Source organism: Gillisia sp. Hel_I_86 (genome assembly GCF_007827275.1).
Classification (GTDB): Bacteria; Bacteroidota; Bacteroidia; order Flavobacteriales; family Flavobacteriaceae; genus Gillisia.
Genome location: NZ_VISE01000001.1, coordinates 196431 through 221187 on the forward strand (window position 1 = coordinate 196431; position 24757 = coordinate 221187).

Annotated in this window: 20 protein-coding genes; 2 read left to right on the forward strand and 18 right to left on the reverse strand. The window is 39.1% G+C overall.

What is annotated here, in order from left to right; all coding sequences use genetic code 11:
• Positions 1–20 precede the first annotated feature (20 nt).
• The gene (leuB, locus tag JM83_RS00890; protein ID WP_144958494.1) at positions 21–1136 is read left to right on the forward strand and encodes a 3-isopropylmalate dehydrogenase; all 1116 of its coding nucleotides are present in this window, start codon (positions 21–23) and stop codon (positions 1134–1136) included.
• A gap of 239 nt (positions 1137–1375) precedes the next feature.
• Here the strand turns inward: leuB and JM83_RS00895 are convergent, their stop codons facing one another.
• The 15 genes from JM83_RS00895 to ilvD all read right to left on the reverse strand — a co-directional run bounded on the left by JM83_RS00895 (position 1376) and on the right by ilvD (position 19765).
• Entirely contained in the window at positions 1376–2770 is a 1395-nt protein-coding gene (locus JM83_RS00895; protein ID WP_144958496.1) for an IS4 family transposase, read from the reverse strand.
• Positions 2771–3110: 340 nt separating this feature from the next.
• Positions 3111–4385, reverse strand: coding sequence for an argininosuccinate lyase (gene argH / locus JM83_RS00900; RefSeq protein WP_144958498.1), 1275 nt, complete (start codon positions 4383–4385; stop codon positions 3111–3113).
• Positions 4386–4436: 51 nt separating this feature from the next.
• Positions 4437–5507, reverse strand: a complete 1071-nt coding sequence (locus JM83_RS00905) for a M20 family metallo-hydrolase (protein ID WP_144958500.1) — start codon at positions 5505–5507, stop codon at positions 4437–4439.
• The gene (argB, locus tag JM83_RS00910; protein WP_144958502.1) at positions 5507–6286 is read right to left on the reverse strand and encodes an acetylglutamate kinase; all 780 of its coding nucleotides are present in this window, start codon (positions 6284–6286) and stop codon (positions 5507–5509) included. Before argB ends, JM83_RS00905 begins: the two co-directional genes overlap by 1 nt.
• A gap of 231 nt (positions 6287–6517) precedes the next feature.
• Positions 6518–7459: an N-acetylornithine carbamoyltransferase gene (locus tag JM83_RS00915; RefSeq protein ID WP_144958504.1), complete on the reverse strand. Its 942-nt coding sequence runs from the start codon at positions 7457–7459 to the stop codon at positions 6518–6520.
• 208 nt (positions 7460–7667) lie between these two features.
• Positions 7668–8801 carry an aspartate aminotransferase family protein gene (locus JM83_RS00920; RefSeq protein ID WP_144958506.1) on the reverse strand — a complete coding sequence of 378 codons (1134 nt, stop codon included), beginning with the start codon at positions 8799–8801 and terminating at the stop codon, positions 7668–7670.
• A gap of 2 nt (positions 8802–8803) precedes the next feature.
• A complete protein-coding gene (gene proC, locus JM83_RS00925) occupies positions 8804–9598 on the reverse strand; it encodes a pyrroline-5-carboxylate reductase (RefSeq protein ID WP_144958508.1) in 795 nt (264 codons plus the stop codon).
• A 42-nt stretch (positions 9599–9640) separates the two neighbouring features.
• Positions 9641–10606: an N-acetyl-gamma-glutamyl-phosphate reductase gene (gene argC, locus JM83_RS00930; protein ID WP_144958510.1), complete on the reverse strand. Its 966-nt coding sequence runs from the start codon at positions 10604–10606 to the stop codon at positions 9641–9643.
• Positions 10603–11790 carry an argininosuccinate synthase gene (locus JM83_RS00935; RefSeq protein ID WP_144958512.1) on the reverse strand — a complete coding sequence of 396 codons (1188 nt, stop codon included), beginning with the start codon at positions 11788–11790 and terminating at the stop codon, positions 10603–10605. The genes argC and JM83_RS00935 overlap by 4 nt, the downstream gene beginning before the upstream one ends.
• Before the next feature lie 311 nt (positions 11791–12101).
• Positions 12102–12734, reverse strand: a complete 633-nt coding sequence (locus JM83_RS00940) for a GNAT family N-acetyltransferase (RefSeq protein WP_144958514.1) — start codon at positions 12732–12734, stop codon at positions 12102–12104.
• Positions 12735–13061: 327 nt separating this feature from the next.
• Complete coding sequence (ilvA, locus tag JM83_RS00945) at positions 13062–14336, reverse strand: threonine ammonia-lyase IlvA (RefSeq protein WP_144958516.1); 1275 nt, start codon at positions 14334–14336, stop codon at positions 13062–13064.
• The gene (ilvC, locus tag JM83_RS00950; protein ID WP_144958518.1) at positions 14336–15811 is read right to left on the reverse strand and encodes a ketol-acid reductoisomerase; all 1476 of its coding nucleotides are present in this window, start codon (positions 15809–15811) and stop codon (positions 14336–14338) included. Before ilvC ends, ilvA begins: the two co-directional genes overlap by 1 nt.
• Positions 15808–16347, reverse strand: a complete 540-nt coding sequence (gene ilvN / locus JM83_RS00955) for an acetolactate synthase small subunit (protein ID WP_144958520.1) — start codon at positions 16345–16347, stop codon at positions 15808–15810. The genes ilvC and ilvN overlap by 4 nt, the downstream gene beginning before the upstream one ends.
• Positions 16347–18080, reverse strand: coding sequence for a biosynthetic-type acetolactate synthase large subunit (ilvB, locus tag JM83_RS00960; protein WP_144958522.1), 1734 nt, complete (start codon positions 18078–18080; stop codon positions 16347–16349). The genes ilvN and ilvB overlap by 1 nt, the downstream gene beginning before the upstream one ends.
• 11 nt (positions 18081–18091) lie before the next feature.
• On the reverse strand, positions 18092–19765 hold the full coding sequence (gene ilvD / locus JM83_RS00965; RefSeq protein ID WP_144958524.1) for a dihydroxy-acid dehydratase: 1674 nt from the start codon (positions 19763–19765) through the stop codon (positions 18092–18094).
• 426 nt (positions 19766–20191) lie between these two features.
• Here ilvD and JM83_RS00970 point away from each other — a divergent pair, with 426 nt between their 5' ends.
• Complete coding sequence (locus JM83_RS00970) at positions 20192–21571, forward strand: aldehyde dehydrogenase (RefSeq protein ID WP_144958526.1); 1380 nt, start codon at positions 20192–20194, stop codon at positions 21569–21571.
• Here JM83_RS00970 and JM83_RS00975 read toward each other — a convergent pair.
• From JM83_RS00975 to JM83_RS00985, 3 genes are all read right to left on the reverse strand, one after another.
• Positions 21555–23093, reverse strand: coding sequence for a carbon-nitrogen hydrolase family protein (locus JM83_RS00975; protein ID WP_186434931.1), 1539 nt, complete (start codon positions 23091–23093; stop codon positions 21555–21557). The two genes, JM83_RS00970 and JM83_RS00975, sit on opposite strands and share 17 nt — an antisense overlap.
• Before the next feature lie 233 nt (positions 23094–23326).
• Complete coding sequence (locus tag JM83_RS00980; protein ID WP_144958528.1) at positions 23327–23956, reverse strand: response regulator; 630 nt, start codon at positions 23954–23956, stop codon at positions 23327–23329.
• Positions 23931–24737 carry a sensor histidine kinase gene (locus tag JM83_RS00985; RefSeq protein ID WP_144958530.1) on the reverse strand — a complete coding sequence of 269 codons (807 nt, stop codon included), beginning with the start codon at positions 24735–24737 and terminating at the stop codon, positions 23931–23933. Before JM83_RS00985 ends, JM83_RS00980 begins: the two co-directional genes overlap by 26 nt.
• Positions 24738–24757: the final 20 nt, after the last annotated feature.

The window sequence follows — 24757 nt, forward strand, 5'->3', positions numbered from 1 at the left end:
CCCTAAAAAATCCAACTAAGATGAAACTAAAAATAGCAGTATTGCCCGGAGATGGAATTGGGCCTGAAATTACCCATCAGGCAGTTAAAATTTTAAAATCCATAGCAGATCGTTTTGATCATGACTTTCACTTTGAGGAAGCTTCGGTTGGAGCAACAGCCATAGATCAATTTAACAACCCGTTACCAGAGGCCACTTTAGATTTATGCAAGGAATCTGATGCTATATTATTTGGAGCAATTGGGCATCCCAAATATGATAACGATCCAAGCGCCAAAATAAGGCCGGAGCAAGGCTTACTTAGGTTGAGAAAGGAACTGGGATTATTTGCAAATATCCGCCCTGTAAGCACCTACTCAAAATTGATGGAGATGTCCCCTTTGCGCCCCGAACGAATTGAAGGAGTGGATATGGTAATTTACCGTGAGTTAACCGGCGGAATTTATTTTGGTGAGAAGAGCTTAAATGAAGAAGGTACCAGTGCCACAGATGTTTGCACCTACGCGGTTATGGAAATAGAAAGAATTGCTCATCTGGCATTTAAAGCTGCTCAAAAACGCCGTAAAAAACTAACCTTAGTAGATAAAGCCAATGTGTTGGAAACTTCCAGGCTTTGGAGAAAAACAGTAACCGCCATTGCTAAAGAGTACCCGGATATTCAACTCGATTTTCTATTTGTAGACAATGCAGCCATGCAAATGATCTTAAATCCCAAACAATTCGATGTAATCCTTACCGAAAACTTATTCGGTGATATTTTATCTGACGAAGCAAGTGTGATTTCAGGAAGTATTGGATTATTGGCATCTGCATCAGTTGGGAAGAAAAATGCCTTATTTGAACCTATTCATGGGTCTTATCCTGAAGCAGCCGGTAGGGGAATTGCAAATCCATTGGCAGCCATTCTTTCGGCAGCTATGTTATTGGATCATTTTCACTTGACCGAAGAAGCTAAAGCCATTAGGAAAGCAGTTGAAATTAGTATTAATCTCAATATTTGTACGCAGGATATCAATAATGAATACCACTACCCCACCGAAAAAGTAGGAGATTTTTTAGATGGGCTTATTAGCGAGGTAGACAATTATCATATCAATAACGAAAATCTAAATTTAGGCCAGATGACCATTATTTAATAATTTGTTTTAGTTTGAATAGCAAAAACCTCCTTGGATTTGGTTAATCTCTGGAGGTTTTTCAATTTTGATTGATTGACGGTAAACTATCATAAACTGATAAAGGACGTCATTCTTTTTTTAACCATAGAATACGGGAGTTTCAGAATCTCATTACCAAGGAAAACAACACAAAAAATTGAGACCCTGAAACCAGTTACAATTGACGTATTTTGAATACTTTGTCATCCCGACGTTAGCTATCGTGTGGACACATCTTTATGAATCGTCCACCCTTCCATGGCCGCCTTAAAATATTTCAGTCCTATCCATAGGGTCGTTATGCCGGGATGCCTTTTGCTTTCATAGCCTTTCCATCCGCCAAGTCTAGCTATCGCCCAAACATATCTTTTTAGCCCTTTTTCCTTGTACGGGTTTTTTTGTTTCCCTGTCCTACCTTCCAGTCTTATTATCTGGTGCTCTAAAAACGCTTGCTCTTCTTCCGTGAAACAGCTATCGGCGCTCATCTCTCCTTCTGGTACTGCATACGCCAGCCGCATCAAGAACAGTTGGATGATGACCTCCATTATCAACAAGCTCAGTTTTCTTACCGATGACCCATGCTCCAGCTCTGACGCCTCGATATTGTAGCCCTCTTTTTTCAATATCTTGAACACCTCTTCTATCGTCCACCTCCACTTATACCATTCCACGCACATTTCTGCCATTTCCAGGGTCTCTATGGGCAGGCTTGTCAATAACCTCCAGCACACCCTGTCCGGCCCGGCCCGGTTAGCCTCTTTGGCCTCCACCAGATATAGTTTTATGCTGGGCGCCACTGCCTTGCTGGCCGCCCTGGTCCTTTTCAGTTCTACCTCTTTATATCTGATTTCAATTTTTGCGGTCCTTTTTTTCCTTCTGGTCTTTGCACAGGCATCCACCTGTACCTCATAGGATCCTTGACAGGGCTGGTCCGCCAGGCAGCTGAACAATTTTGACCCATCCGCCAAGGCCCTATCCGCACGGGCCCTTATCAATAGATCTGTTCGTGCATCTGGTATGCTTGCAAACTGTTCGTAGATATCCCCTTCCCTATCTTGTACGATCACCATTCCCGCTACCACGTCCCTTAGTGAGGCCTGTGTGTTTTTGGACACCTCTATCCACTTATAGGACTCTTTTTCTTCCATGGGCAGCTTGCCGTACTGTCTTTCATGCTTTGATTTGAAGTCCAAGGACCTGTTCCAGATCTTAATATCAGAATAGCCGTAGGGGGTGCCGCTCACGGCATCCAAGACCAAACTTGGGTGGACAAAGAACCCCAGTCCCTGGGAATTCTTCGCATTGGTCGTGCCCACAAAGCCATCTTTGTTGATCCTATTACCATGGCTGCTTAGGTTGACCTCCGTGGTATCTTGGATACAGACAACAAATTTGCCCGCACAAGCCATCTGGCAATTATGTACCAGGTTCTCTACTATATCTTCTTCACTGACCCTATCGTTCTGCAAAAAACGGTAAACGGCCTTTGCGTCTGATTCGTTCCTGCTGAGCTGACGGATCGAATGGACGCTCTTGCTGAACAGGTCCGATAAAATCTTGTTGCCCCGATAAACCAAACGTTTATCCCCTAAGCCTGTGAACCCCCTTCTCATTTTTTGAGTAAAATTAATGCTAATCCCTTAAACTAGTAAATAATTGTGTCCACACGATAGGACGTTAGGAGGGATCTCTAGTTAAATTGATTCTGTTTTATTGAGATTCTTCAGTCCACTGCATTTCCTTCAGAATGACAATCCTTTTTTTATGTCTTCCCGACCTAGGAGGGATCCGCTGTGAGAACCAAATAATGGCAAAAAAACAGGAGCAAACTGCCTCTTAGAGAATACTTTTATCCTATTTTGGTTCTCAACTAATTAAGATCAAGTCTATGTTCTTGTCTGTAGCAGTGAAGCGGTCTTTAACCTTTATCCGGACGCCCATGTTTTAGAACTATCATAAATCTTTCTTTTCAGCTATTTTATCCAGCGCAAGATTATCCTTACTTCCAAGATGTGTATGGTTTTTAATATGCGCAGGAATATAAGTCCCATTTTCCACCTGCCCTCCTATAACTTTATAAGCTTCCCGAAACGACTTTCCCTGGATCACCAGATCATTAATGCTATCTACGGTAAAGAGGTATTTATACTTCTCGTCCTGCATATCTATATCTTTTACCCTGATGAGCGCAATGGAGTGAATAAATACATCTAAAATTTCCTTGATATTTTCAACCGCGTAAATACTGTTCTCTTTTATTAACTGAAAATCCCTATGGTACCCACTAGGAAGATTATTGGTAATTAATATCATTTCATTGGCAATAGCCTGAAGTTTGTTGCATTTCCCCCTTATCAATTCAAAAACATCCGGATTCTTTTTGTGGGGCATAATGCTGGATCCCGTGGTGAGTTCATCTGGAAAGGTGATAAAATCGAAATTCTGACTCATATATAAACAGATGTCCATAGAAAATCTTGAAAGCGTATTTGCAAGCGAAGCAATATTGGAAGTTACCGTTCGCTCACATTTTCCTCGGCTCATTTGAGCTGCAACCACATTATATTTTAATGTTTTGAAACCCAACTCCTTAGTAGTGAATTCCCGGTCTATCGGAAATGAAGAACCATAGCCGGCAGCAGAACCCAATGGGTTTTGGTCTACTATCTTCAATCCTGCTTGCAATAAATACAGATCATCTATTATTATTTCGGCATAGGCTGAAAACCATAACCCGAAAGATGAGGGCATTGCCACTTGTAAATGAGTATAACCCGGAAGCAATTTATTCTGATGCTTTTCAGCAAGATTTAAAAGGACATCTATGAGATTTTCTGTTTTCGAATAGATCTCCAATAAATTCGCTTTGAAATAAAGCTGCATTGCCACTAAAACCTGATCGTTCCTGGATCGGGCAGTATGAATCTTCTTTCCTGTATCTCCCAAAGTTTTTGTGAGTTCAAATTCAATTTTGGAATGCACATCTTCAAAATCCTCCTCGATCACAAAACTGCCTTCGGCTACCTGAGCTTGAAGTTTGTTGAGTTCTACTAGAATTGAATCGACCTCATCTGAAGTTAAAATTTCTATTTTCCCAAGCATTTTAGCGTGTGCTTTGGAGGCTATAATATCATATTCAGCAAGAAAAAGATCCAATTCCCGATCGTTTCCAACGGTAAACTTTTCAATCTTCTTATCTATAGAAATGCCTTTATCCCAGAGTTTCATAATTTTATGTTTAATTCTGTCTAATTGAACTTATTTCAGAATGACTAATACTTATTTCTTTAATGCCTGCTGAAGCAGACTTATATACATTTCAATCCCTTCCTCAATCTCTTGCACATAAATAAATTCATCTGCGGAATGTGATCTGGTAGAATCACCAGGTCCCAGTTTTAAAGAAGGACAAGATAACATTGCCTGATCGGACAAGGTTGGTGAGCCATAGGAGGACATTCCCAATCCAGTCCCGGCAACAACCAATGGATGATCCATAGAAATCGAAGAAGAATTCAACCGTAGGGAACGAGGAATAATTTCATCTACAGGGGCATTTTTTCGCAAAATTTCAGCAACCTCTTCATTGCTATATCGATCGTTCACTCGCACATCTATTACAAGGTCTACACAAGCCGGGACGACATTATGCTGGCTCCCCGCGTTTATTTGCGTTACCGTAAGCTTTACTTCCCCAAGAGCTTCAGAAACTTTTTCAAATTTAAAATTCTTGCACCAATCCAACACAGAAATACATTTATAAATGGCACTATCATTATTAGGGTGCGCTGCATGAGAAGCTGTTCCTTTTACTTTGGCATCGAAAACCACCAGTCCTTTTTCTGCTACAGCCATCTGCATTAGCGTGGGCTCACCTACAATAGCGACATCAATTTTTGGAATTAAGGGCAACAAGCTTGCAATCCCGTTTTCACCATTTATTTCCTCTTCCGCAGTTCCCGCAAAAAGCAAATTAAAATTCAGGTCTTGTGCTTCAAAAAAATAGGAGAAAGTCGCCAACAAAGATACCAAACATCCGCCGGCATCGTTGCTGCCCAATCCATATAATTTTCCGTCCTCAATAGTCGCAGCGAAAGGATTCCGAGTATAGGCGGAATTGGGTATAACGGTATCGTGATGGGAATTCAACAACAAGGTTGGCTTTTCGTGATCGAAATGTTTGTTCGCGGCCCAAACATTGTTCCCACTCCGCTGAAATGGAATTTCAAATTCCTGCAGCCAATTTTCCAATAATGCTGCTGTTCCTTCCTCTTCAGAAGAAAATGATTGGGTCTCTATAAGATCTTGCAATAACTTTATGGTTTTCTTTTGAAGCTTTGAAATTTCCATTATTTTATAATTTTTGTATGTTTAATCCCATTTTGAAGCAAGTTTGCCCCTCCTAAATAAACTTCAGAAACTGAATTCTCTAAGGCATAAAAACAATTGTGCAATTTTGGAAGCATGCCTTCACTTATTATATTCTCATCCAGTAAGTTCTGATAAGTCGTGGTGTCCAATAGTTCTATCACCGAGTTATCGTCCAAAGGATTTTTTAAAACACCATTTTTTTCAAAACAGAAAAATAATTCAGTTTGATAGTTTTCAGAAAAAGCAATAGCGATTTCCGCAGCTACAGAGTCGGCATTTGTATTAAAAAGTTCCCCTTCAGTACTACATGAAATAGCTGAAAATACGGGGATAATATCTTTTTCCAAAAGTGAAGAAATAAACGGGGCATTAATTTTTTCCACATCGCCAACAAATCCATAATCAATTTCTTTAACAACCCGTTTCTTGGAAACGATACTTTTTCCATCGGCGCCGCAAAGTCCCACAGCATTGCTTTTTAAGCCCTGTAATTTGGCGACAATTTTCTTATTGATGAGGCCTGCATATACCATGGTGATGACATTCATTGCATTGGCATCTGTAATTCTTCTCCCCTCGATCATGTTGGTTTTGTATCCTAATTTATCGGACAATTCGGTTGCGATCTTGCCACCACCGTGAACTAAAATTTTAGCACCGTCCAATTGAGAAAAATCTTGCAGAAATGCACTCAGGCTCTCCTCATTCTCAATGAGCTTCCCTCCTATTTTAACTATTTTTAAAATTTGTTTTTTCATTTTGATTTTTTGTTGTCCGAGAAAAATTAAAGAATTCTGCAAGAACCAAATTTTGATAATGATAAGAAGCTGCCAAGGTATTAATACTGTATTGGTTAGCACTCCTGATAAAAATACTTACGTAAATTTCTAATTGCTTATCACTAAGTTATTTTCAAGTCTTTATTCTTGTTTCTAGCAGCGCAGCGGTCTTTAATCTTTAACCAAGCACCAAATTATTTTGTATCCTTCTTATCCCTTCAAAATTGATTTCAATACCGCCTGGGCAGCAAAAGTTCGGTTATTTGCCTGATGGATCACTACGGAATTCTCACTGTCCAACACGTCATCTGCAATTACTACATTTCTCCTTACTGGTAAACAGTGCATCACTTTAGCATTGTTGGTACCTCGTAATTTTTCTTGGTCGAAAGTCCAGTCGGCATCTGTTTTAAGCACTTTTCCATAATTTTCATAGCTGCTCCAGTTTTTCACATACACAAAATCTGCGTTTTTCAGTGCCTCTTTTTGATCATGACTAATCGTTGTATTCTTAGTGATCTCTGGGTTCAGATCATAGCCTTTAGGATTCGCAATGCATAGTTCGACATCCATTTTTTGCATCATCTGCACAAAGGAATTGGGTACTGCATGCGGTAATGCTCTAGGGTGGGGAGCCCAAGTTAGAACCACCTTGGGACGTTTCGCTTTTTTGAGTTCCATTATAGTGAGGGCATCTGTAAGTGCCTGCAAAGGATGGCCAGTGGCACTTTCCATATTTAAAATAGGCACAGAGGCATATTTTTTAAAACCATTCAATACCAATTCCGCATTGTCCCGCTCTTTGTCCTTTAATTCTGGAAAAGCACGTACCGCAATGATGTCGCAGTATTGAGAAAGCACTGCGGCACCTTCCTTAATGTGTTCGGCTTTATTGGAATCCATGACCTGCCCATCTTCAAATTCCAAAGCCCAACTATCGTTGTTTACATTCATAACCATGACTTCCATTCCCAATAATTTTGCTGCTTTTTCTGTGCTAAGTCGGGTTCGCAAGCTAGGGTTGAAAAATAGCATTCCCAAGGTCTTTCCTTTTCCAAGTTCGGGATCGGAATTATGATTTTTAAGGTGTAGTGCGTCTTCCAGCAAAGCCGGCAGATCATCTATATCTGATAGATTTATGTAATTTTTCATTCTTATTATTCTTAAACCAGTGATCCTAAATGCTAACGAGTTAGGATAATCTTAAATGTGTATTTCTGCTTTTCCTCCACCATCGTCACCCTGAACTCGTTTCAGGGTCTCCCTGGATTTACTTGGATGCTGAAACAAGTTCAGCATGACGAACAACCTAAATCTAGCCAGTTAAAAGCGATTATTAGGGCTAAACCAGACAATCAAACTAATAATTTTTCAATTCAATTTTTAGCGCTTCAAATAACATCTCAAAATGCTTCTGCTCGATATTCAATGCTGGTAAAATTCGAAGCAACTTTTTGTTGGATGCAGCCCCTGTAAAGATGTGATGGTTAAAAAGCAAGGATTTTCTAAGGGTAGCGATTTCGAAATCAAACTCCAACCCCAGCATCAATCCTCTTCCTTTCAGCTTTTTTATCTGAGGTATTTTTGCCACCTCTTGCTGCACAAAATCAAACATTTTATTTGCATTGTCCATAAGGTGTTCCTTTTCAATCACCTCCAATACTGCAATTCCCGCAGCACAGGCCAAATGATTCCCACCAAAAGTGGTTCCCAACATTCCATGTTTTGGAGGAATTGAGCTATCTATCAAGATCCCCCCAATTGGAAAGCCATTTCCCATCCCTTTTGCAATGGAAATGATACCTGGGCGAAGCTTATGTTTTTGATATGCGAAGAAATCACCTGTTCTACCGTATCCGGCTTGTACCTCATCTGCAATTAGAACTACATTGTATTGTTCACATAAGGCTGCTGTTTTCTGATAAAACTCGGTACTTGCTTCATCCAAACCTCCCACTCCCTGAATAAATTCAATAATCACTGCAGCCGTTTCTCCCTTTTTCAATTCATTTTCGAGACCAGAAATATCTTCGAAAGCAAGTTTACATACGCTGTGTGCTTTATTTAAAGGGGCTTTGATCCCTTGATTATCTGTTACTGCAACCGCGGCCGAAGTCCTTCCGTGAAAAGCATTTTCAAAATAGATCACCTTGCTTTTCCCTGTATGAAAAGAGGCAAGTTTTAAGGCGTTTTCGTTCGCTTCTGCCCCCGAATTGCACAAAAACAGACTATAATCTGTAATTTTTGCAGTTTTCTTTAACTTTTTGGCCAATTCTTCCTGTAAGGGATTTTTTATGGAATTAGAGTAAAAACCCAATTTCTTTAATTGACCTCCCAGCTTTTCCAAATAGTGAGGATGAGAATGGCCTATAGAGATCACCGCATGCCCCCCATATAGATCTAAGTACTTTGTGCCTTTTTCATCAAACACGAAACAGCCTTCCCCTTTAACCGGAGTGATATCATATAAGGGATAAACGTCGAATAGCTCCATATTTAAAGTTTTGTGATTGAATTGATTTTTTTAAATGAGGCCTGAATTCCTTTGATGAGCGAAGAACTTAAACCTCCATGTTCCATTTCATTCAAACCTTCAATAGTGCAACCACGAGGGGTTGTTACTTTATCTATTTCTTCTTCTGGATGATTCCCAGATTCTATTAAAAGGCTTGCAGCACCTAAACAGGTTTGCATGGAAAGCTCCTGTGCTTCTTTAGCATCAAAACCCAGTTGTACAGCGCCTTGGGTGGTTGCCCGGATCAAACGCATCCAAAAAGCAATCCCACTGGCGCAAATCACAGTTGCTGCCTGCATCTTGGATTCCGGGATAATTACACTTGTTCCCAACCTATTAAAAATAGCTTCGGCAATCGCAATTCGTTTCTCCCCTTTTACATTACTGCACATGCAAGTCATGGATTTCCCCACTCCAATTGCAGTATTAGGCATCGCCCGAATTATGAAATGATCTTCCCCTACAATTTCTTCGATCCTAGAAATTTTGAAACCTGTAACTGTAGAAATCAATATATGCTTGTCTGTCAAAGCATCCTTTATTTCATGCAGAATTGCTTCCAACTGTAAAGGCTGTACTGCGAAGATGAGCACATCCGAATTTTGAACTGCTTCCTTATTATTTGAAGTTAGTGTTACTCCAGAATAATCTTCAAAATCTTTAATACTATTTAGTTTTCTTTTCGAAAGATATAGCGTGGTAATGGCATTTTTCACGATGAGCCCCTTTGCTATGGATTTCCCAAGATTCCCTGTTCCTATAATTGCTACTTTCATATTTTAATTGTTTTGTCACAGCTTAATGTGTGAGTTTAAATTCTAGAAATAACTGGCTTTTAACCGAAGCCCTTGGTCTTCGGGAAATCCAAACATTAAATTCATATTTTGTACTGCTTGTCCCGAAGCACCTTTCAGTAAATTATCTATGACACTCGTTATTAACAATTTGCCATTAAATTTCTGAAGTTTTATCAAGCACTTATTGGTGTTCACCACTTGCTTTAAGTGCACCTCTTCCTCTATCACAAAGGTGAATGCTGCTTCTTTATAAAACTTATCATATATAGCTTTTGCATCTTCCAAACTTCCAGCAAAATTGGTGTAGGTAGTTGCAAATATTCCTCTGGAAAAATTTCCTCTATTTGGAATGAAATTTATTTCAGAATTATAGTTTGGCTGAAGCAATTGGATGCTCTGACCTATCTCATTTAAATGTTGATGCTCAAATTCCTTATATGCTGAAAAGTTATTGTCCCGCCAAGTAAAATGTGAAGTAGCAGAAAGTGAAATCCCTGCACCCGTTGCTCCGGTTACAGCATTTATGTGCAAGTCATCTTTAAGCAGCTTTTCCGCTGCCAATGGGAGTATTGCTAAGCTAATTGCAGTAGCAAAACATCCGGGATTGGCTATAAATTGTGCCTTTTTAATTTCTTCATTTTTAAATTCCGGCAAACCATAAACAAAAGAGTGATCGTTGGAATGCATCCTATAATCTGTACTAAGATCTATAACCTTTGTATGTTTAGAAAATGTATGTTTATTTAAAAATTCTATCGAATTTCCATGTCCTAAACACAAGAACACAACATCTACTTCAGGATTAATTTTTCCACTGAACCTAAGCGCGGTTTCTCCTAATAAGTCTTGATGTATTGCTGAAATCTTTGAACCAGCCTGAGAAGTGCTAAAAACGAAATCTAGGTTAACATCTGGATGCCTTAATAGGATCCTAAGTAATTCTCCGGCCGTGTATCCGGCACCTCCAATTATTCCTGCTGATATCATGCCTGATTTTTTACGTGTTGATGGATCTTTCCTGAATTTGATAGGATCTTTATAAAGCCTTTAGCATCATTTGCAGTCCAAGCTGTATTCTCTTCCCCATATTTCCCAAATCCGTTGTTCATAAGATCAAATTTGGATTCTATTCCGTCCAGAGTAAATCTGTAGGGGTGTAAGCTTATAAAGACAGTTCCGGTAACTAGTTCCTGGGAATTTTGCAAAAATGCTTCAAAATCCCGCATCACAGGATCCAGATATTGCCCTTCGTGCAAATGTGTCCCATACCAATTGGCTATATAATCTTTATGTTGCAATTGCCATTTACTTAAAGTGTGCTTCTCCAATAAATGATGTGCTTTTAAAATGATCGTGGCCGATGCTGCCTCGAAACCCACTCTCCCTTTAATTCCAATAATGGTGTCGCCCACGTGAATATCCCGTCCAATCGCATATTTGGAGGCGAGCTCTTCTAAGGTTTCTATGATATTTTCCGGAGTATCTTCTTCGCCATTCATCGCACTTAATTCTCCTTTCTTAAAGCTAAGGTTAATTTGTTTAGCTTCTTTTTCTATAAGTTGTGAGGGATAAGCAAATTCCGGTAATGATTTGTGTGATGTAAGCGTTTCAGCACCTCCAACACTTGTTCCCCAAAGCCCTTTATTTACTGAATATTTTGCGTTTTCCCAGTTCATATCTACCCCATGGGATTTAAGATATTCTATTTCCTCCTGTCTTGTTAATTGCTTGTCTCGAATAGGAGTGATTATTTCTATCTCCGGAGCTAAGATTTGAAATATCATATCAAATCTTACCTGATCATTACCCGCACCAGTACTTCCGTGCGCAATGGCATTAGCTCCTATTTTCTTCGCGTAATTCACGATCTCAATGGCTTGGATTATACGTTCGGCGCTTACAGATAAGGGGTAGGTGTTGTTTTTAAGAACATTCCCAAAAATCAGGTACTTTACTACTTTGTTGTAGAAGGTTGAAATCGCATTGATATTCTTATAGGATTTTGCACCCATTTTAACTGCTTTCTCACCTATCTCTTTTATTTCCTCTTCAGAAAACCCTCCGGTGTTTACACTTACTGCATGGATTTCCGTATTTTCTTGCTGAGACAGATATTTTGCACAATAGGAAGTATCCAACCCACCGCTATATGCTATTACTGTTTTTTTCATTATTTTGTTTTTAATACTATTTAATCAAACGATATTGATCGCTTTCAGAATTATTTAATCTTCTTATAATTGTGATCCTTCGACAAGCTCAGGATGACAGTATTCACTAGGACAATGCGATTTACTTGTGATCCTGAAACAAGTTCAGGATGACGCTGAGATCCTTCGACAAGCTCAGGATGACAGCTAAAGTTTTGTCACTTCGAGCGTCCCGATAATTATCGGGAGGGAAGTCATTAAATTAACAAATTGCTTATTTGAGATTCTTCATTTCGCTGCTCTTCGTTCAGAATGACATTGAATTATATTTTTTATTCCTTTTTAGAATTTTCCTTTTTATAGAAAAGCGTTTGTTTAATATGCTTCAATCTCCTATAGGTTTTTTCATTGAAGGTTTCATGTCTAGGTTTTTCACCTTTCTTCTTATTGGGATCGTACAACATGCCGGTACAAAGGCACATTTTACGCTCTGTACGGGTAAGAATATCGTAGTTTTTACATGTCTGGCAGCCTTTCCAAAAGCTATCATCATCGGTTAGTTCAGAAAATGTAACAGGTTGGTAACCCAATTCGTAATTGATCTTCATGACCGCTAAACCTGTGGTTATTCCAAAGATCTTAGCTCCTGGAAATTTCTTTTTGGAATGTTCAAAAATGGCTTTTTTAATGTCTTTTGCCAATCCCTGATTTCTATAGTCCGGACTTACAATAAGACCGGAGTTGGCGACAAACTTATCGTGTCCCCAAACTTCTATATAACAGAATCCTGCAAATTTATCTCCATCCAATGCAATAATAGCGTTGCCGTTCTCCATTTTGGTGATAACATATTCTGGAGTCCTTCGGGCTATACCCGTACCCCTTACTTTAGCAGATTCTGCTATAGTTTCGCAAATGATCTCCGCATATTTTGCATGAGATTTATTAGCAATGAGTATTTTCATCTGCTAAAAGATTAAAGTTTGAATTAATAAAGTTTTGATATTTCTGAAGGAAGAACCGGACTCACCTAAGTTCCATAAAATTATATACGCACACGGCGGCGCGGAAACCTGCGTACGGGAGAATTTTCAGAAGTGTTTCTGAAATTATTTAAAGTATATATGGAGAATGTGGTTTTCAAGATGGTAAAAAAAAATAAAATAATATTAAAAAAGGGAGTGCGCAGCTTACCGACTGAAGCGGGGCCTAAAGCGCAAAATGGGCAATATTATCTTTATAGTTGAAATCACGTGGTAAAAATAAACAAATTTTTAAAAGCACCTATTTAATTATATTAAAAATTGAAATAAATCTGGATTATCGTTTAAATATTGTCCGTAAAATTTATACTCCTTCATTCGCTCAACCAAAGGGGCAAAATCTTTTGGATCTTTAAGTTCTATTCCCACAACGGCCGGACCATTTTCCCTGTGGTGTTTTTTGGAATATTCAAAATGGGTGATATCGTCGTCTGGCCCAAGGACCTTTGCCACAAATTGCTTTAATGCTCCCGCACGTTGTGGGAAAGGCACTATAAAATAATGCTTAAGCCCTGCATACAATAAGGCTTTTTCTTTAATCTCAGCAGTTCTGGTTATATCGTTGTTACTACCACTTACAATACAAACCACGTTTCTCCCTTTTATTTCTTCAGCAAAAGTATCCATGGCGGTAATGGACATCGCTCCCGCAGGCTCCACTACAATCGCATCCTGATTGTACAAATCGAGGATGGTCTGGCATATTTTACCTTCCGGCACAGTAATCATATCATCCAGAAAGTTCTTGCATAATTCGAAATTTCTAACTCCAACTTTTTGCACAGCGGCTCCGTCTACAAACCTGTCTATCTCTTTGAGTTCTATGAGCTTACCCATCTTTAGTGAGGTGCTCATGGATGGTGCTCCTTCCGGTTCTACCCCAATAATCTTCGTGTTGGGAGATAGTTGCTTAAAGACCGAAGATAGTCCGGCAAGTAAACCTCCACCTCCTAGGGGAGCAAAAATAAAATCTATTGGACCGTCGGCCTGATTCAAAATTTCCAAACCAATTGTCGCTTGGCCTTCTATTACTTTTTCATCATCGAAAGGATGAATAAATACCATTTTGTTCTTATCCCCATATTTAATGGCATTTTTATAAGAGTCATCGAAAGTGTCACCTCTCAAGACCACTTCTACCCATTCTCCACCAAACATTCTTGTTTGCTCCACCTTTTGTTTGGGAGTGGTTATAGGCATAAAGATTACGCCCTTAACCTCCAGCTTATTACATGCAAATGCCACACCCTGCGCATGATTCCCGGCACTTGCACATATCACACCTTTGCTTAATTGATCCTTTGGCAAACTCGAGATCTTATTATATGCCCCACGTATTTTATAGGATCTAACCTGCTGCAAATCTTCCCTTTTAAACATAACATTGGCTTCATACCTTTTACTATAGGTAAAAGATGGAGCTAATGGAGTCTTGATAGCAACCTTTGAAATTCGTTCTGCAGCTTGCTTCACCGCTTCAATTTGTGGAATATATATCTCTTTATTAACCAAGGAACTGCTCATTACACGTGTATTTTTTTCATTTCGGTCATGGCCTCTCTCAGCTGTTCCCCTATAATTTCCACCGGATGCTTTCTAATAGAGGCATTCACTTCGATGAGTTTTTTATTATCTACTCCTGTTTCCTTTGTGCCATAGGTTTTGCCTATTAATCCAGATTCCAGATCGTTGATGTAGTCTTTGATCAATGGCTTACAGGAATGATCAAAAAGATAACAACCGTATTCAGCAGTATCAGATATAATCCTGTTCATCTCATAAAGTTTTTTACGAGCTATTGTGTTTGCAATTAATGGAGTTTCGTGCAAAGATTCATAATATGCAGATTCTGCAATAATCCCGGCTTCTACCATAGTTTCAAAAGCCAACTCTACCCCAGACTTTACAAAAGCCACCAATAAGAGTCCTTTATCAAAATATTCCTGCTCAGAGATTTCTTCTTTAGTCGCTTCTGTTTTTTCAAAAGCGGTGTTTTCTGTGGCTGCCCGCCATTCCAATAACTCCTTATCGTCGTTATCCCAATCCTTCATCATTCTGGTACTGAACGCCCCAGAAATAATGTCATCCATATGTTTTTGAAAAAGAGGACGCATGATCGTTTTTAGTTCTTCAGATATTTCCGCAGCCTTGATTTTTGCCGGATTGGAAAGCCTGTCCATCATATTGGTGATCCCTCCATGCTTCAAAGCTTCGGTAATGGTTTCCCAACCATATTGAATTAATTTTGCGGCATACGCCGGTTCCACTCCTTCGGCCACCATTTTATCAAAACTTAAGATAGATCCGGTTTGGAGCACTCCACATAAAATAGTTTGTTCCCCCATCAGATCCGATTTCACTTCGGCCACAAAAGATGAATCCAGCACGCCAGCTCTATGTCCTCCTGTTGCAAACGCATATGCTTTCGCCCATTCGTATCCTTTTCCTTCGGGATCGTTCTCCGGATGAACGGCTATTAGGGTAGGAACTCCAAAGCCTCTTTTATATTCTTCTCTCACTTCAGATCCCGGGCATTTAGGAGCTACCATTATAACCGTAATATCTTCACGGATCTTCATTCCTTCTTCCACAATATTGAAACCATGAGAATAGGATAAAGCAGCACCTTTTTTGATAAGCGGCACTATTTTCTTTATAACGGAAGTATGTTGTTTATCTGGAGTTAAATTAATTACAAGGTCTGCAGAAGGGATGAACTCTTCGTAGGTACCAACCTTAAAATTGTTTGAAGAAGCGTTTTTAAAAGATTGCCTTTGATCTTTAATCGCATCTTCTCTTAATGCATAGGTGATATCGAGTCCGCTGTCGCGCATGTTCAAACCTTGGTTTAAACCTTGAGCCCCACAACCAACGATTACTATCTTTTTATCTTTTAATGCATTAATTCCTTCGCTAAATTCTTCACTTTGCATAAATCTGCAAGTACCCAATTGGGCTAATTGATTTCTTAAGGAAAGGCTATTAAAATAATTTGTCATGAGTTTATATTTATGGTATTAAAATCTTCAAGAATACTTGAAATTGGCATTTCATTTTTGGATACTGCAATTTTTCCGGAGCGAACAAATTGCATTAACCCATAGGGTTTTAATTTATCGTATAAATTATCTATTTCGTGGCGTTTGCCTGTTTTCTCAATTACAAAGAACTTAGAAGTCACTGTAACAATTCGTGCATTGGTCTCCTTTATGAAATCCTGAATAGTGAGGTCTTCAACAAATTCGGCTGAATTCACTTTATAAAGCGCCGTTTCCTGAAAGATCAGCTCTTCATCGGTATGATAGTATGCGCGTATTACTTCTATCTGTTTCTCTATCTGGCCAACGATTTTTTTCACTTGTTCTTCTGAAACCTTCACCACAATAATAAATCGCATTACCTCATTCACCTCGCTTTTGGAAGCTGTGATACTTTCTATATTTATGTGCCGCTTCAAGAAGATCGCAGCGATCCTGCTCAATAATCCTATATTGTTTTCCGTATATATGGAAACTGTATAATTTTTCTTTTCCATTATTCCAATCTTATGTCTGAAACTGCAGCTCCCGTAGGGATCATAGGAAATACATTTTCTTCTTGTTCTACTTTTACCTCTAAGAAATATGCTTCCGGGGAATCCATCATTTCTTTAATTGCTTCTTGTAACTTATTACGTTCAGTCACTTTTTTAGCTTTAATATGGTATCCTTTGGCTATTGCCACGAAATCAGGATTTATCAACTCTGTGCTGGCATAGCGTTTATCAAAAAATAATTGTTGCCATTGTCTTACCATTCCCAAAAAACCATTATTTAGTACCACAATTTTCACGGGAACTTTAGTTTGAAAGATGGTGCCTAGTTCCTGAATAGTCATTTGATATCCACCATCCCCAATAATTGCTACTACTTGCCTATCTGGCATCCCCATCTTTGCACCTATAGCTGCTGGTAAAGCAAAGCCCATAGTGCCTAAGCCACCAGAAGTAACATTACTTCTAGTCTGGTTGAATTTTGCATATCTACAAGCTACCATTTGGTGTTGCCCAACATCCGAAACTATAATAGCATCTCCTTTAGAAGTAGTGTTTATTTCATCTATTACCTCAGCCATTCCCAGTTTCCCCTTTTTCCCGTTAAGTTCATTATTAATGATCTTATCATATTCAATTTTGTACATATCCTTGAATTCCTGGTGCCAAGCATCATGATGCTTCGGCTTTAAAAATCCTAACAACAGTTGCAAGGTTTCTTTCACATCTCCCAATACGGCAACATCTGCTTTTACATTTTTATCGATCTCGGCTGGATCTATTTCAAAATGGATCACCTTTGCCTGTTTTGCATAGTGTTTGAGATTTCCGGTAACCCTATCGTCAAAGCGCATCCCAATAGCTATTAGGACATCACATTCATTGGTGAGGACATTTGGCCCATAATTTCCATGCATTCCAACCATCCCAACGTTCAGGGGATGATCTGTAGCCAACGCTGAAAGACCTAGAATGGTCCAGGCAGCAGGAATCCCTGCTTTTTCCACTACTTGTTGAAATAAATCTTCGGCCCCTCCTAAAATAACGCCTTGCCCAAAAACGATCATCGGTTTTTTAGCAGAATTAATCAACTCGGCCGCTCGTTCTATTTCCGAAAGATTTACTTTGGGAAAAGGTTTGTAGCTTCTAATCCCTGCACATTTTTTATAAGTGAAGTCCAAAGTTGCAAACTGCGCATCTTTGGTTATATCTATTAATACAGGTCCTGGCCTTCCAGATCTGGCTATATAAAATGCCTTTGCCAATACTTCCGGAATCTCTTCTGCTTTTGTTACTTGATAATTCCATTTCGTCACAGGGGTTGAGATCCCTACGATATCGGTCTCCTGAAAGGCATCGCTCCCTAATAGATGTGAACCTACTTGCCCAGTAATACATACCAGAGGAGTAGAATCTATTTGAGCGTCGGCGATCCCGGTCACCAAATTAGTAGCTCCTGGACCAGAAGTGGCGATGCATACACCTACTTTACCAGTTACTCTAGCGTAACCTTGTGCGGCATGGGTAGCACCTTGCTCATGCCTTGTGAGGACATGATGAATTTTATCTTGATACTTATACAATTCGTCATAGACAGGCATGATCGCTCCGCCAGGATAACCATATATGGTATCTATTCCCTCTTCCAACAAACATTTTATCACAGCTTCTGCTCCAGAAACCGTGGTTGGAGCTTGTTTGATAATCTTCTCCTTACTGGCTGTTTTAACTTCCATAATTCAACTAATTAAAATTCATCTGTAACACATCCCTGCGAGGCAGAGGAAACTGTTTTTGCATATTTGTAAAGCACCCCTTTATTGAATTTAAGTGCTGGTGCCTCCCAATTTTTTCTCCTGCTCTCTATTTCTGAATCACTTAAGGCCACACTAATAGTATTGTTTTCGGCATTTATAGTGATCTCATCTCCATCCTTAAGGAATGCTATTAATCCGCCTTCCTGAGCTTCAGGGGTAATGTGACCTACCACAAACCCATGAGTCCCTCCGGAAAATCTTCCATCGGTAATTAGGGCTACGTCTTTTCCTAATTTTGCTCCCATTATTGCAGCAGTTGGTTTCAGCATTTCAGGCATTCCAGGCCCCCCTTTTGGCCCTTCAAAACGGATCACTATTACATCTCCTTTGCTTACTTTTCCTTCTGAAATTCCGTCATTGGCTTCATATTCAGAATTATAAACCTTTGCTTTTCCTTTAAATTTCAAGCCTTCTTTTCCCGTGATCTTAGCTACAGATCCTTCTGTAGCCAAATTCCCGTATAGGATGCGGATGTGCCCGGTTTTCTTAATAGGATTATTAATTGGATGGATCACATCTTGTCCCTCATCTAAATCTGGAACATGCTCCAGATTTTCTGCCAATGTCTTTCCGGTTACTGTTAGGCAATCCCCATGAAGCATTCCTTTTTTCAGCATATATTTAAGAACGGCAGGGATCCCGCCAACCCTATGTACATCTTCCATAAGATATTTCCCACTAGGTTTTAGATCAGCCAAAAAAGGAGTGGAATCGCATATTTTTTCGAAATCGTCCATTCCAAATTCAACTTCTGCTGCTTTCGCTATTGCTAAATAATGCAGCACGGCATTCGTAGAGCCTCCAAGTACCGTAAGTAATCTTATGGCATTTTCCATAGATTTTCTGGTAACTATATCCTTTGGTTTTATGTCCTTTTCTATTAATAAGCGTATTGCCTTTCCGGCTTCTATACTTTCATTTTTCTTTTCATTGCCAATAGCAGGATTAGATGAGTTGTAAGGCAGTGCCATTCCCAAAGCTTCAATAGTAGAAGCCATCGTATTTGCTGTGTACATTCCTCCACATGCTCCAGCTCCCGGACATGCTTTTTCTATTACACTGTCATAGTCTTCGTCGCTAATATCCCCGGCCACCTTTGCTCCCCATGCTTCAAATGCTGAAACCACATCCAGTTTTTTACCTTTATGGCATCCGGAAGCTATAGTACCACCATATACCAAAATTGCCGGACGGTTAACCCGCAACATTGCCATTAAAGCTCCGGGCATGTTTTTATCGCAGCCCACCACCGTGATCATAGCGTCATAAGACATTGCTTGAACCACGGTTTCCATAGAGTCTGCAATTAGATCTCGGGAGGGCAGAGAATATCTCATTCCCGGGGTTCCCATAGAAATTCCATCGCTTACACCGATGGTATTGAAGATGAGACCCACCATTTTATTGGAGTTACAACCTTCTTTAACCAATTTGGCTAGATCGTTAAGGTGCATATTACAAGGATTCCCTTCATAACCGGTACTGGCAATTCCCACAAAAGGCTTTTTAAAATCTTCCTTTGTTAAGCCGATGGCATGTAACATGGCCTGAGCTGCTGGGTTGGAATCGTTTTGTGTTAAAATCTGACTATGTTTATTATCCATTATTGAATTTCCTTCGTATAAGTGGAAATAAAAGTAGATTCTTAGGTGTAGTTTCCAGATAAAAAAGAGGTTTTTGAATTACTTTCAATATAGATTATAAGCAAACAAATTACTGAAAACCAGCATTTTAAGCGATGACATTTTACGATTGCCAAGAATTATAAAAAACAACTTAGCACCCTCTTAAAAAAGGTATTTCACTGGGAAGCTCATTTTTTAGGTACTTTACATCCCGCACTTGGTTGGAATAACGTATATTTTAAAAATTTAATTGTATATCCGCTCATATGCCTAAAAGGCATAATGGAACTAAAAATGTCACGTCGAGCGCAGTCGAGACGTCTTTGTTTAACCCTTCGACTCCGCTCAGGGAGACAAAACCTATTTTGAGGTGTGTAAACGGATAAGCATAAATTTAAATAGCCTATGAAAAATAATATTGATGAGGTTCTCAAATCCCAAGAAATTTTCTTCAATAATGGCAATACCCTAAAAATTGAAGATCGAATAAAAAAGCTTCAACTTCTCGCAAAGGAAATCGAAAGTGCTGAAGATCAAATTTGCGCAGCATTGTATTCAGATTTTAAAAAGCCTGTTTTTGAAAGCGTGTTAAGCGAAACCGCTTTTATCCTTAGTGAGCTTCAATACATTGTTAAAAAATTGAAAAAATGGGCAAGGCCAAAAAAGGTTTCCAGTTCGCTAATAAATTTTCCTTCTTCAGATTATATCTATTCTGAACCTTATGGGAAATGTCTTATTATAGCCCCTTGGAACTATCCTTTTCAGCTTGCTATTTCACCAATTATGGGAGCTATTGCCGCCGGTAACACAGTTGTGCTCAAGCCCAGTGAATTGACCCCGAATACTTCTAAAATCTTGGAAGAGCTATTACAAAAAGTTTTTCCGGCAGATTGGGTATCTGTGATCCAAGGAGGCGTTGAGGTTTCTCAAGAATTGCTGACTAAAAAGTGGGATTATGTTTTCTTTACCGGAAGCGTTTCGGTTGGGAAAATTGTGGCCCAAGCTATTGCACCGCATCTTACTCCCTCCACACTGGAATTGGGAGGGAAAAGCCCTTGTATTATTCATAAAAGCGCAAAAGTGCAACTTGCAGCAAAACGAATTGTTTGGGGAAAATTTCTAAATGCTGGTCAAACCTGCATAGCGCCAGATTATATCCTTATAGATTCCTCTATTAAAAAGGAATTTATAGATGCTGTACAAAAAGAGGTCAAATCTGCATACGGAACCAACCCAAAGGATTCGCCTGATTTTGCCCGAATAATAAACGAAAAGAATTTTGACCGGTTATCCAAAATGCTAATTGCTGAAATGTGCCCAATTGGAGGGCATCTGGATAAAGAGCAATTATATATGGCTCCCACTCTAATAGAGGAACCTGCACTAACAAGCAAGGTGATGGAAGATGAGATTTTTGGGCCTATCCTTCCGGTTTTAAGTTTTTATTCCGAAGAACAAATGGCAGGTATAATGGCCAACTATTCTAAACCCCTCGCCCTATATGTGTTTTCTGAAGATAGGAAATATTCAGAAGAAATATTAGGGAAGTATAGTTTTGGAGGTGGTGCAATTAACGATGTAGTAATCCAGATAGCAAATAAAAAAATGCCATTTGGAGGCGTTGGAAGCAGTGGAAGTGGTGCTTATCACGGCAAACACTCTTTTGATACCTTTTCCCATAAAAAAAGTATAACAAAAAGGGGGACATGGTTGGATGTTCCCCTTAGATATGCCCCTTACGGCAATAAAGTAGGTTTAATAAGTAAGATCATGAAGAAACTTTAATGTTCTTCTTTTTCAAGGAATAAAGATCCAACCTTCGATCCTTCATATTTCTTACACTTCCAAAACTGTGCAATTCTTTTAAAAGATCCAGATCTACATCTACCAGCAATGTACTTTCGGTATTCGGTGTTGCTTCAGCTTTAATTCCGTTTACCGGAAAAGCAAAGTCAGATGGCGTAAATACGGCAGATTGCGAATACTGGATATCCATGTTGTTGACTTTTGGCAAGTTTCCTACAGATCCCGCAACAGCAACATAACATTCGTTCTCTACCGCCCTTGCCTGTGCACAAATTTTTACCCGGGAATATCCGTTTTGGGTATCTGTCATAAAAGGAACAAAAAGGATATTCATCCCATCTTCTGCCAATAATCTTGGCAATTCCGGGAATTCCACATCGTAGCAAATAAGGACCCCAATTTTACCACAATCGGTATCGAAAGTTCTTAGTTGCGTACCACCTTTCATTCCCCACGCAGATTCTTCGGCGGGAGTGATATGGAGTTTTTCATAACGTTCCACACTTCCATCCCTTCGGCATAAAAAACCAACATTATGCATATGTTCCCCCACAGCCTGTGGCATACTTCCGGTGATGATGTTTATATTGTAATTGATGGCAAAGTTTCTAAAGGTTTCCAGCAACCTATCTGTATAGCTTGAAAGTCCACGAATGGCTTCGGCTTCATTTAAATGGTTGAATTGCGCCATTAAGGGAGCATTGAACAATTCTGGAAACAAAATAAAATCTGATTGGTAATCGCTAACGGCATCCACAAAAAATTCTATTTGCTCTACCAAAGAGTCGTAATCCTTGAACAAACGCATTTGCCATTGTACCAAGCCCAGCCTAACCACCTTTTTCATGGTGTTGATTAGCTTCTCCGGCTTTGTATAATAAATGTTGTGCCATTCCATTAAAGTGGCAAATTCCATACTCTCATGATCTCCTGGCAGGTAGCCTTTAATAATCTTTTTTACATGGAAATCGTTGGATAACTGAAAGGAAAGCACTGGATCGTGGATCTCCTTTAATTTTACCTTCTCTATATATTTTTTAGGAGTAAGTTCCTCTGCATATTCCTTAAAATTTGGAATCCTGCCCCCAAAAATAATGGATTTTAGATTGAGTTGTTCGCAAAGTTCTTTTCTTGCTTCATAGAGCCTTCGCCCAAGCCTCATCCCTCTATAATCTGGATGGATAAAAACATCTATTCCATAAAGCACATCTCCATCCTTTGTATGGTTGGCGAATTCATGCCCGCCAATGATATCTTCATATTTATGATCGTCATCGTATTTATTGTAATCCACGATCATGGAAAGCGCGCATCCCGCAATTTTACCGTCCATTATAATGCAAAATTGACCATCGGGAAATTTGTTGACCAAGGTTTTTATATCTGCCTTGCTCCAATATGCGTTAGATAAGGAACTGTACACCTTGACCATTGATTTTTTGAATTCTTCGTAATCCTTAACTCGTAAATTTCTTAATTCTATTGTGGCTGAATCTAACACGGGATTTATATTTAATTTAACGCGAATATACTGCGGAAATCTTTCAGTTTGAAATGAATAACATGAATTTTGCAATGAGTAAAAAGTTGAATATTTAGTGGGATTTGGGGAGCAGTAATGGATCCCAAAGGAGTAATAAATTTATTTAATAAGAGATTCCTTCTCCGTCGGAATGACAATTACCGCATCGGTAATCCTCTCCCGAAAGCTTTCGGGATCGGGATGACAAAAAACTAAATTTTCACAATACCATTCTTTACTGCAAAAAGCACCATCCCCACCCTACTTTTTACCCGGAGTTTGGAAAACAGGCTTTCCCTATACCCATCTATGGTTTTGGGGCTTAAATTCATTTCTTCAGCAACCTCTTTATATGTTTTTTCTGAACAGGCATAGTTTAGGAATTCCATTTCGCGAGTACTAAGATCGCCATATTTCTTAGTGGCAGGATGGTCCAACACCTCTTCTATTTCCTTACTAAAGTAATATCCACTTGTTGCAACTGATTGCAGTGCATATAAAAATTCTTCTGGCTCTATATCCTTAAGTAAATATCCTCTACACCCCAATCGCACCATTTTAATGATGATCTCTTCATCATGTTCCATAGTAAGCGCCAAAGTCTTTTGTTCCGGGAAATGTTCTTTTAACCAAGCCATCGTGTCGATTCCATCCTTAATAGGCATTCTAATATCCAATAACAAAATATCCGGCCTTTTATGATTTGCATCAAAATAGTGTACTAGCTCTTTACCATTCTTTAGAATTGCCAATACCTCATATTCCTGAAAAGAATTTACAAGGCCTTGAAGAGATTGTGCAAACAACGTGTGATCGTCAACGATTATTATCGTTTTTTTCATAGGGGAAAATTTTAATTGGATAGTGTAAGGACAAAGAAGTTCCATTGCCAGGGCTAGAGTTCAAAGAGAAATCGGTATTTATAAGCGATGCTCGACTCTCCATATTTAAGAGTCCGGAGCTTTTGGTTACTTCCCTTATATTGAAGCCTACGCCATTATCTTTTATTTTTAAATGCAATTCTTCTGGCAGGTAATTTATAAAAACTTCCAATTTTGTCGCTTTGGAGTGCTTTATAGCATTGGAAAAAAATTCCTGAATAATCCTAAAAAGTATGATGGAATCCTTGACTATAATTTCAATTGCTTCACCTGTACTGCTAAGTTCTGTTTCAAGATTATTCAGACGTTCAAACCTTAACAATTCATTTTTAATGGAAGCCTCGATTCCGCTATATCCCACAACCTCATTATTAAGGGATTTGGACAGGGATCTTACCTCCTGTAACGAATTGGAAACTACTTCTTTGATATCTTTTATAGATTGTTTTGCTGAAGCATCCACACTGCCCGATAATATATTAAGCTGCATATTGGCCACAGAAAGTAATTGGCCTATATTATCGTGCAGTTCCCAACTAACATTTTTAAGGGTTTGTTCTTGGATTTCGATCTTGGATTGTGCCAATTCATTTTCAAATCGGGTCTCTGCCTCGAATTTTTCCAGCAGTAATTTATTTTTGCGCTTCTGAAATGTGATAAAGAAAATAATAGCAAAACTGGTCAAGAATAAAATGACCACGATAAAGTAAACAATTAATAAAAGTTCTTCCTTGGCAAGCATGAAATACCGTTAATTTAACA

What these genes read in the sequence shown, in the direction of transcription:
- leuB (WP_144958494.1), top strand. Translation starts at nt 21, where the DNA reads ATGAAACTAAAAATAGCAGTATTGCCCGGAGATGGAATTGGGCCTGAA.
- JM83_RS00895 (WP_144958496.1), bottom strand. Translation starts at nt 2,770, where the DNA reads ATGAGAAGGGGGTTCACAGGCTTAGGGGATAAACGTTTGGTTTATCGG.
- argH (WP_144958498.1), bottom strand. Translation starts at nt 4,385, where the DNA reads ATGAAACTCTGGGATAAAGGCATTTCTATAGATAAGAAGATTGAAAAG.
- JM83_RS00905 (WP_144958500.1), bottom strand. Translation starts at nt 5,507, where the DNA reads ATGGAAATTTCAAAGCTTCAAAAGAAAACCATAAAGTTATTGCAAGAT.
- argB (WP_144958502.1), bottom strand. Translation starts at nt 6,286, where the DNA reads ATGAAAAAACAAATTTTAAAAATAGTTAAAATAGGAGGGAAGCTCATT.
- JM83_RS00915 (WP_144958504.1), bottom strand. Translation starts at nt 7,459, where the DNA reads ATGAAAAATTACATAAATCTATCAGATATAGATGATCTGCCGGCTTTG.
- JM83_RS00920 (WP_144958506.1), bottom strand. Translation starts at nt 8,801, where the DNA reads ATGGAGCTATTCGACGTTTATCCCTTATATGATATCACTCCGGTTAAA.
- proC (WP_144958508.1), bottom strand. Translation starts at nt 9,598, where the DNA reads ATGAAAGTAGCAATTATAGGAACAGGGAATCTTGGGAAATCCATAGCA.
- argC (WP_144958510.1), bottom strand. Translation starts at nt 10,606, where the DNA reads ATGATATCAGCAGGAATAATTGGAGGTGCCGGATACACGGCCGGAGAA.
- JM83_RS00935 (WP_144958512.1), bottom strand. Translation starts at nt 11,790, where the DNA reads ATGAAAAAAACAGTAATAGCATATAGCGGTGGGTTGGATACTTCCTAT.
- JM83_RS00940 (WP_144958514.1), bottom strand. Translation starts at nt 12,734, where the DNA reads ATGAAAATACTCATTGCTAATAAATCTCATGCAAAATATGCGGAGATC.
- ilvA (WP_144958516.1), bottom strand. Translation starts at nt 14,336, where the DNA reads ATGAGCAGTTCCTTGGTTAATAAAGAGATATATATTCCACAAATTGAA.
- ilvC (WP_144958518.1), bottom strand. Translation starts at nt 15,811, where the DNA reads ATGACAAATTATTTTAATAGCCTTTCCTTAAGAAATCAATTAGCCCAA.
- ilvN (WP_144958520.1), bottom strand. Translation starts at nt 16,347, where the DNA reads ATGGAAAAGAAAAATTATACAGTTTCCATATATACGGAAAACAATATA.
- ilvB (WP_144958522.1), bottom strand. Translation starts at nt 18,080, where the DNA reads ATGGAAGTTAAAACAGCCAGTAAGGAGAAGATTATCAAACAAGCTCCA.
- ilvD (WP_144958524.1), bottom strand. Translation starts at nt 19,765, where the DNA reads ATGGATAATAAACATAGTCAGATTTTAACACAAAACGATTCCAACCCA.
- JM83_RS00970 (WP_144958526.1), top strand. Translation starts at nt 20,192, where the DNA reads ATGAAAAATAATATTGATGAGGTTCTCAAATCCCAAGAAATTTTCTTC.
- JM83_RS00980 (WP_144958528.1), bottom strand. Translation starts at nt 23,956, where the DNA reads ATGAAAAAAACGATAATAATCGTTGACGATCACACGTTGTTTGCACAA.
- JM83_RS00985 (WP_144958530.1), bottom strand. Translation starts at nt 24,737, where the DNA reads ATGCTTGCCAAGGAAGAACTTTTATTAATTGTTTACTTTATCGTGGTC.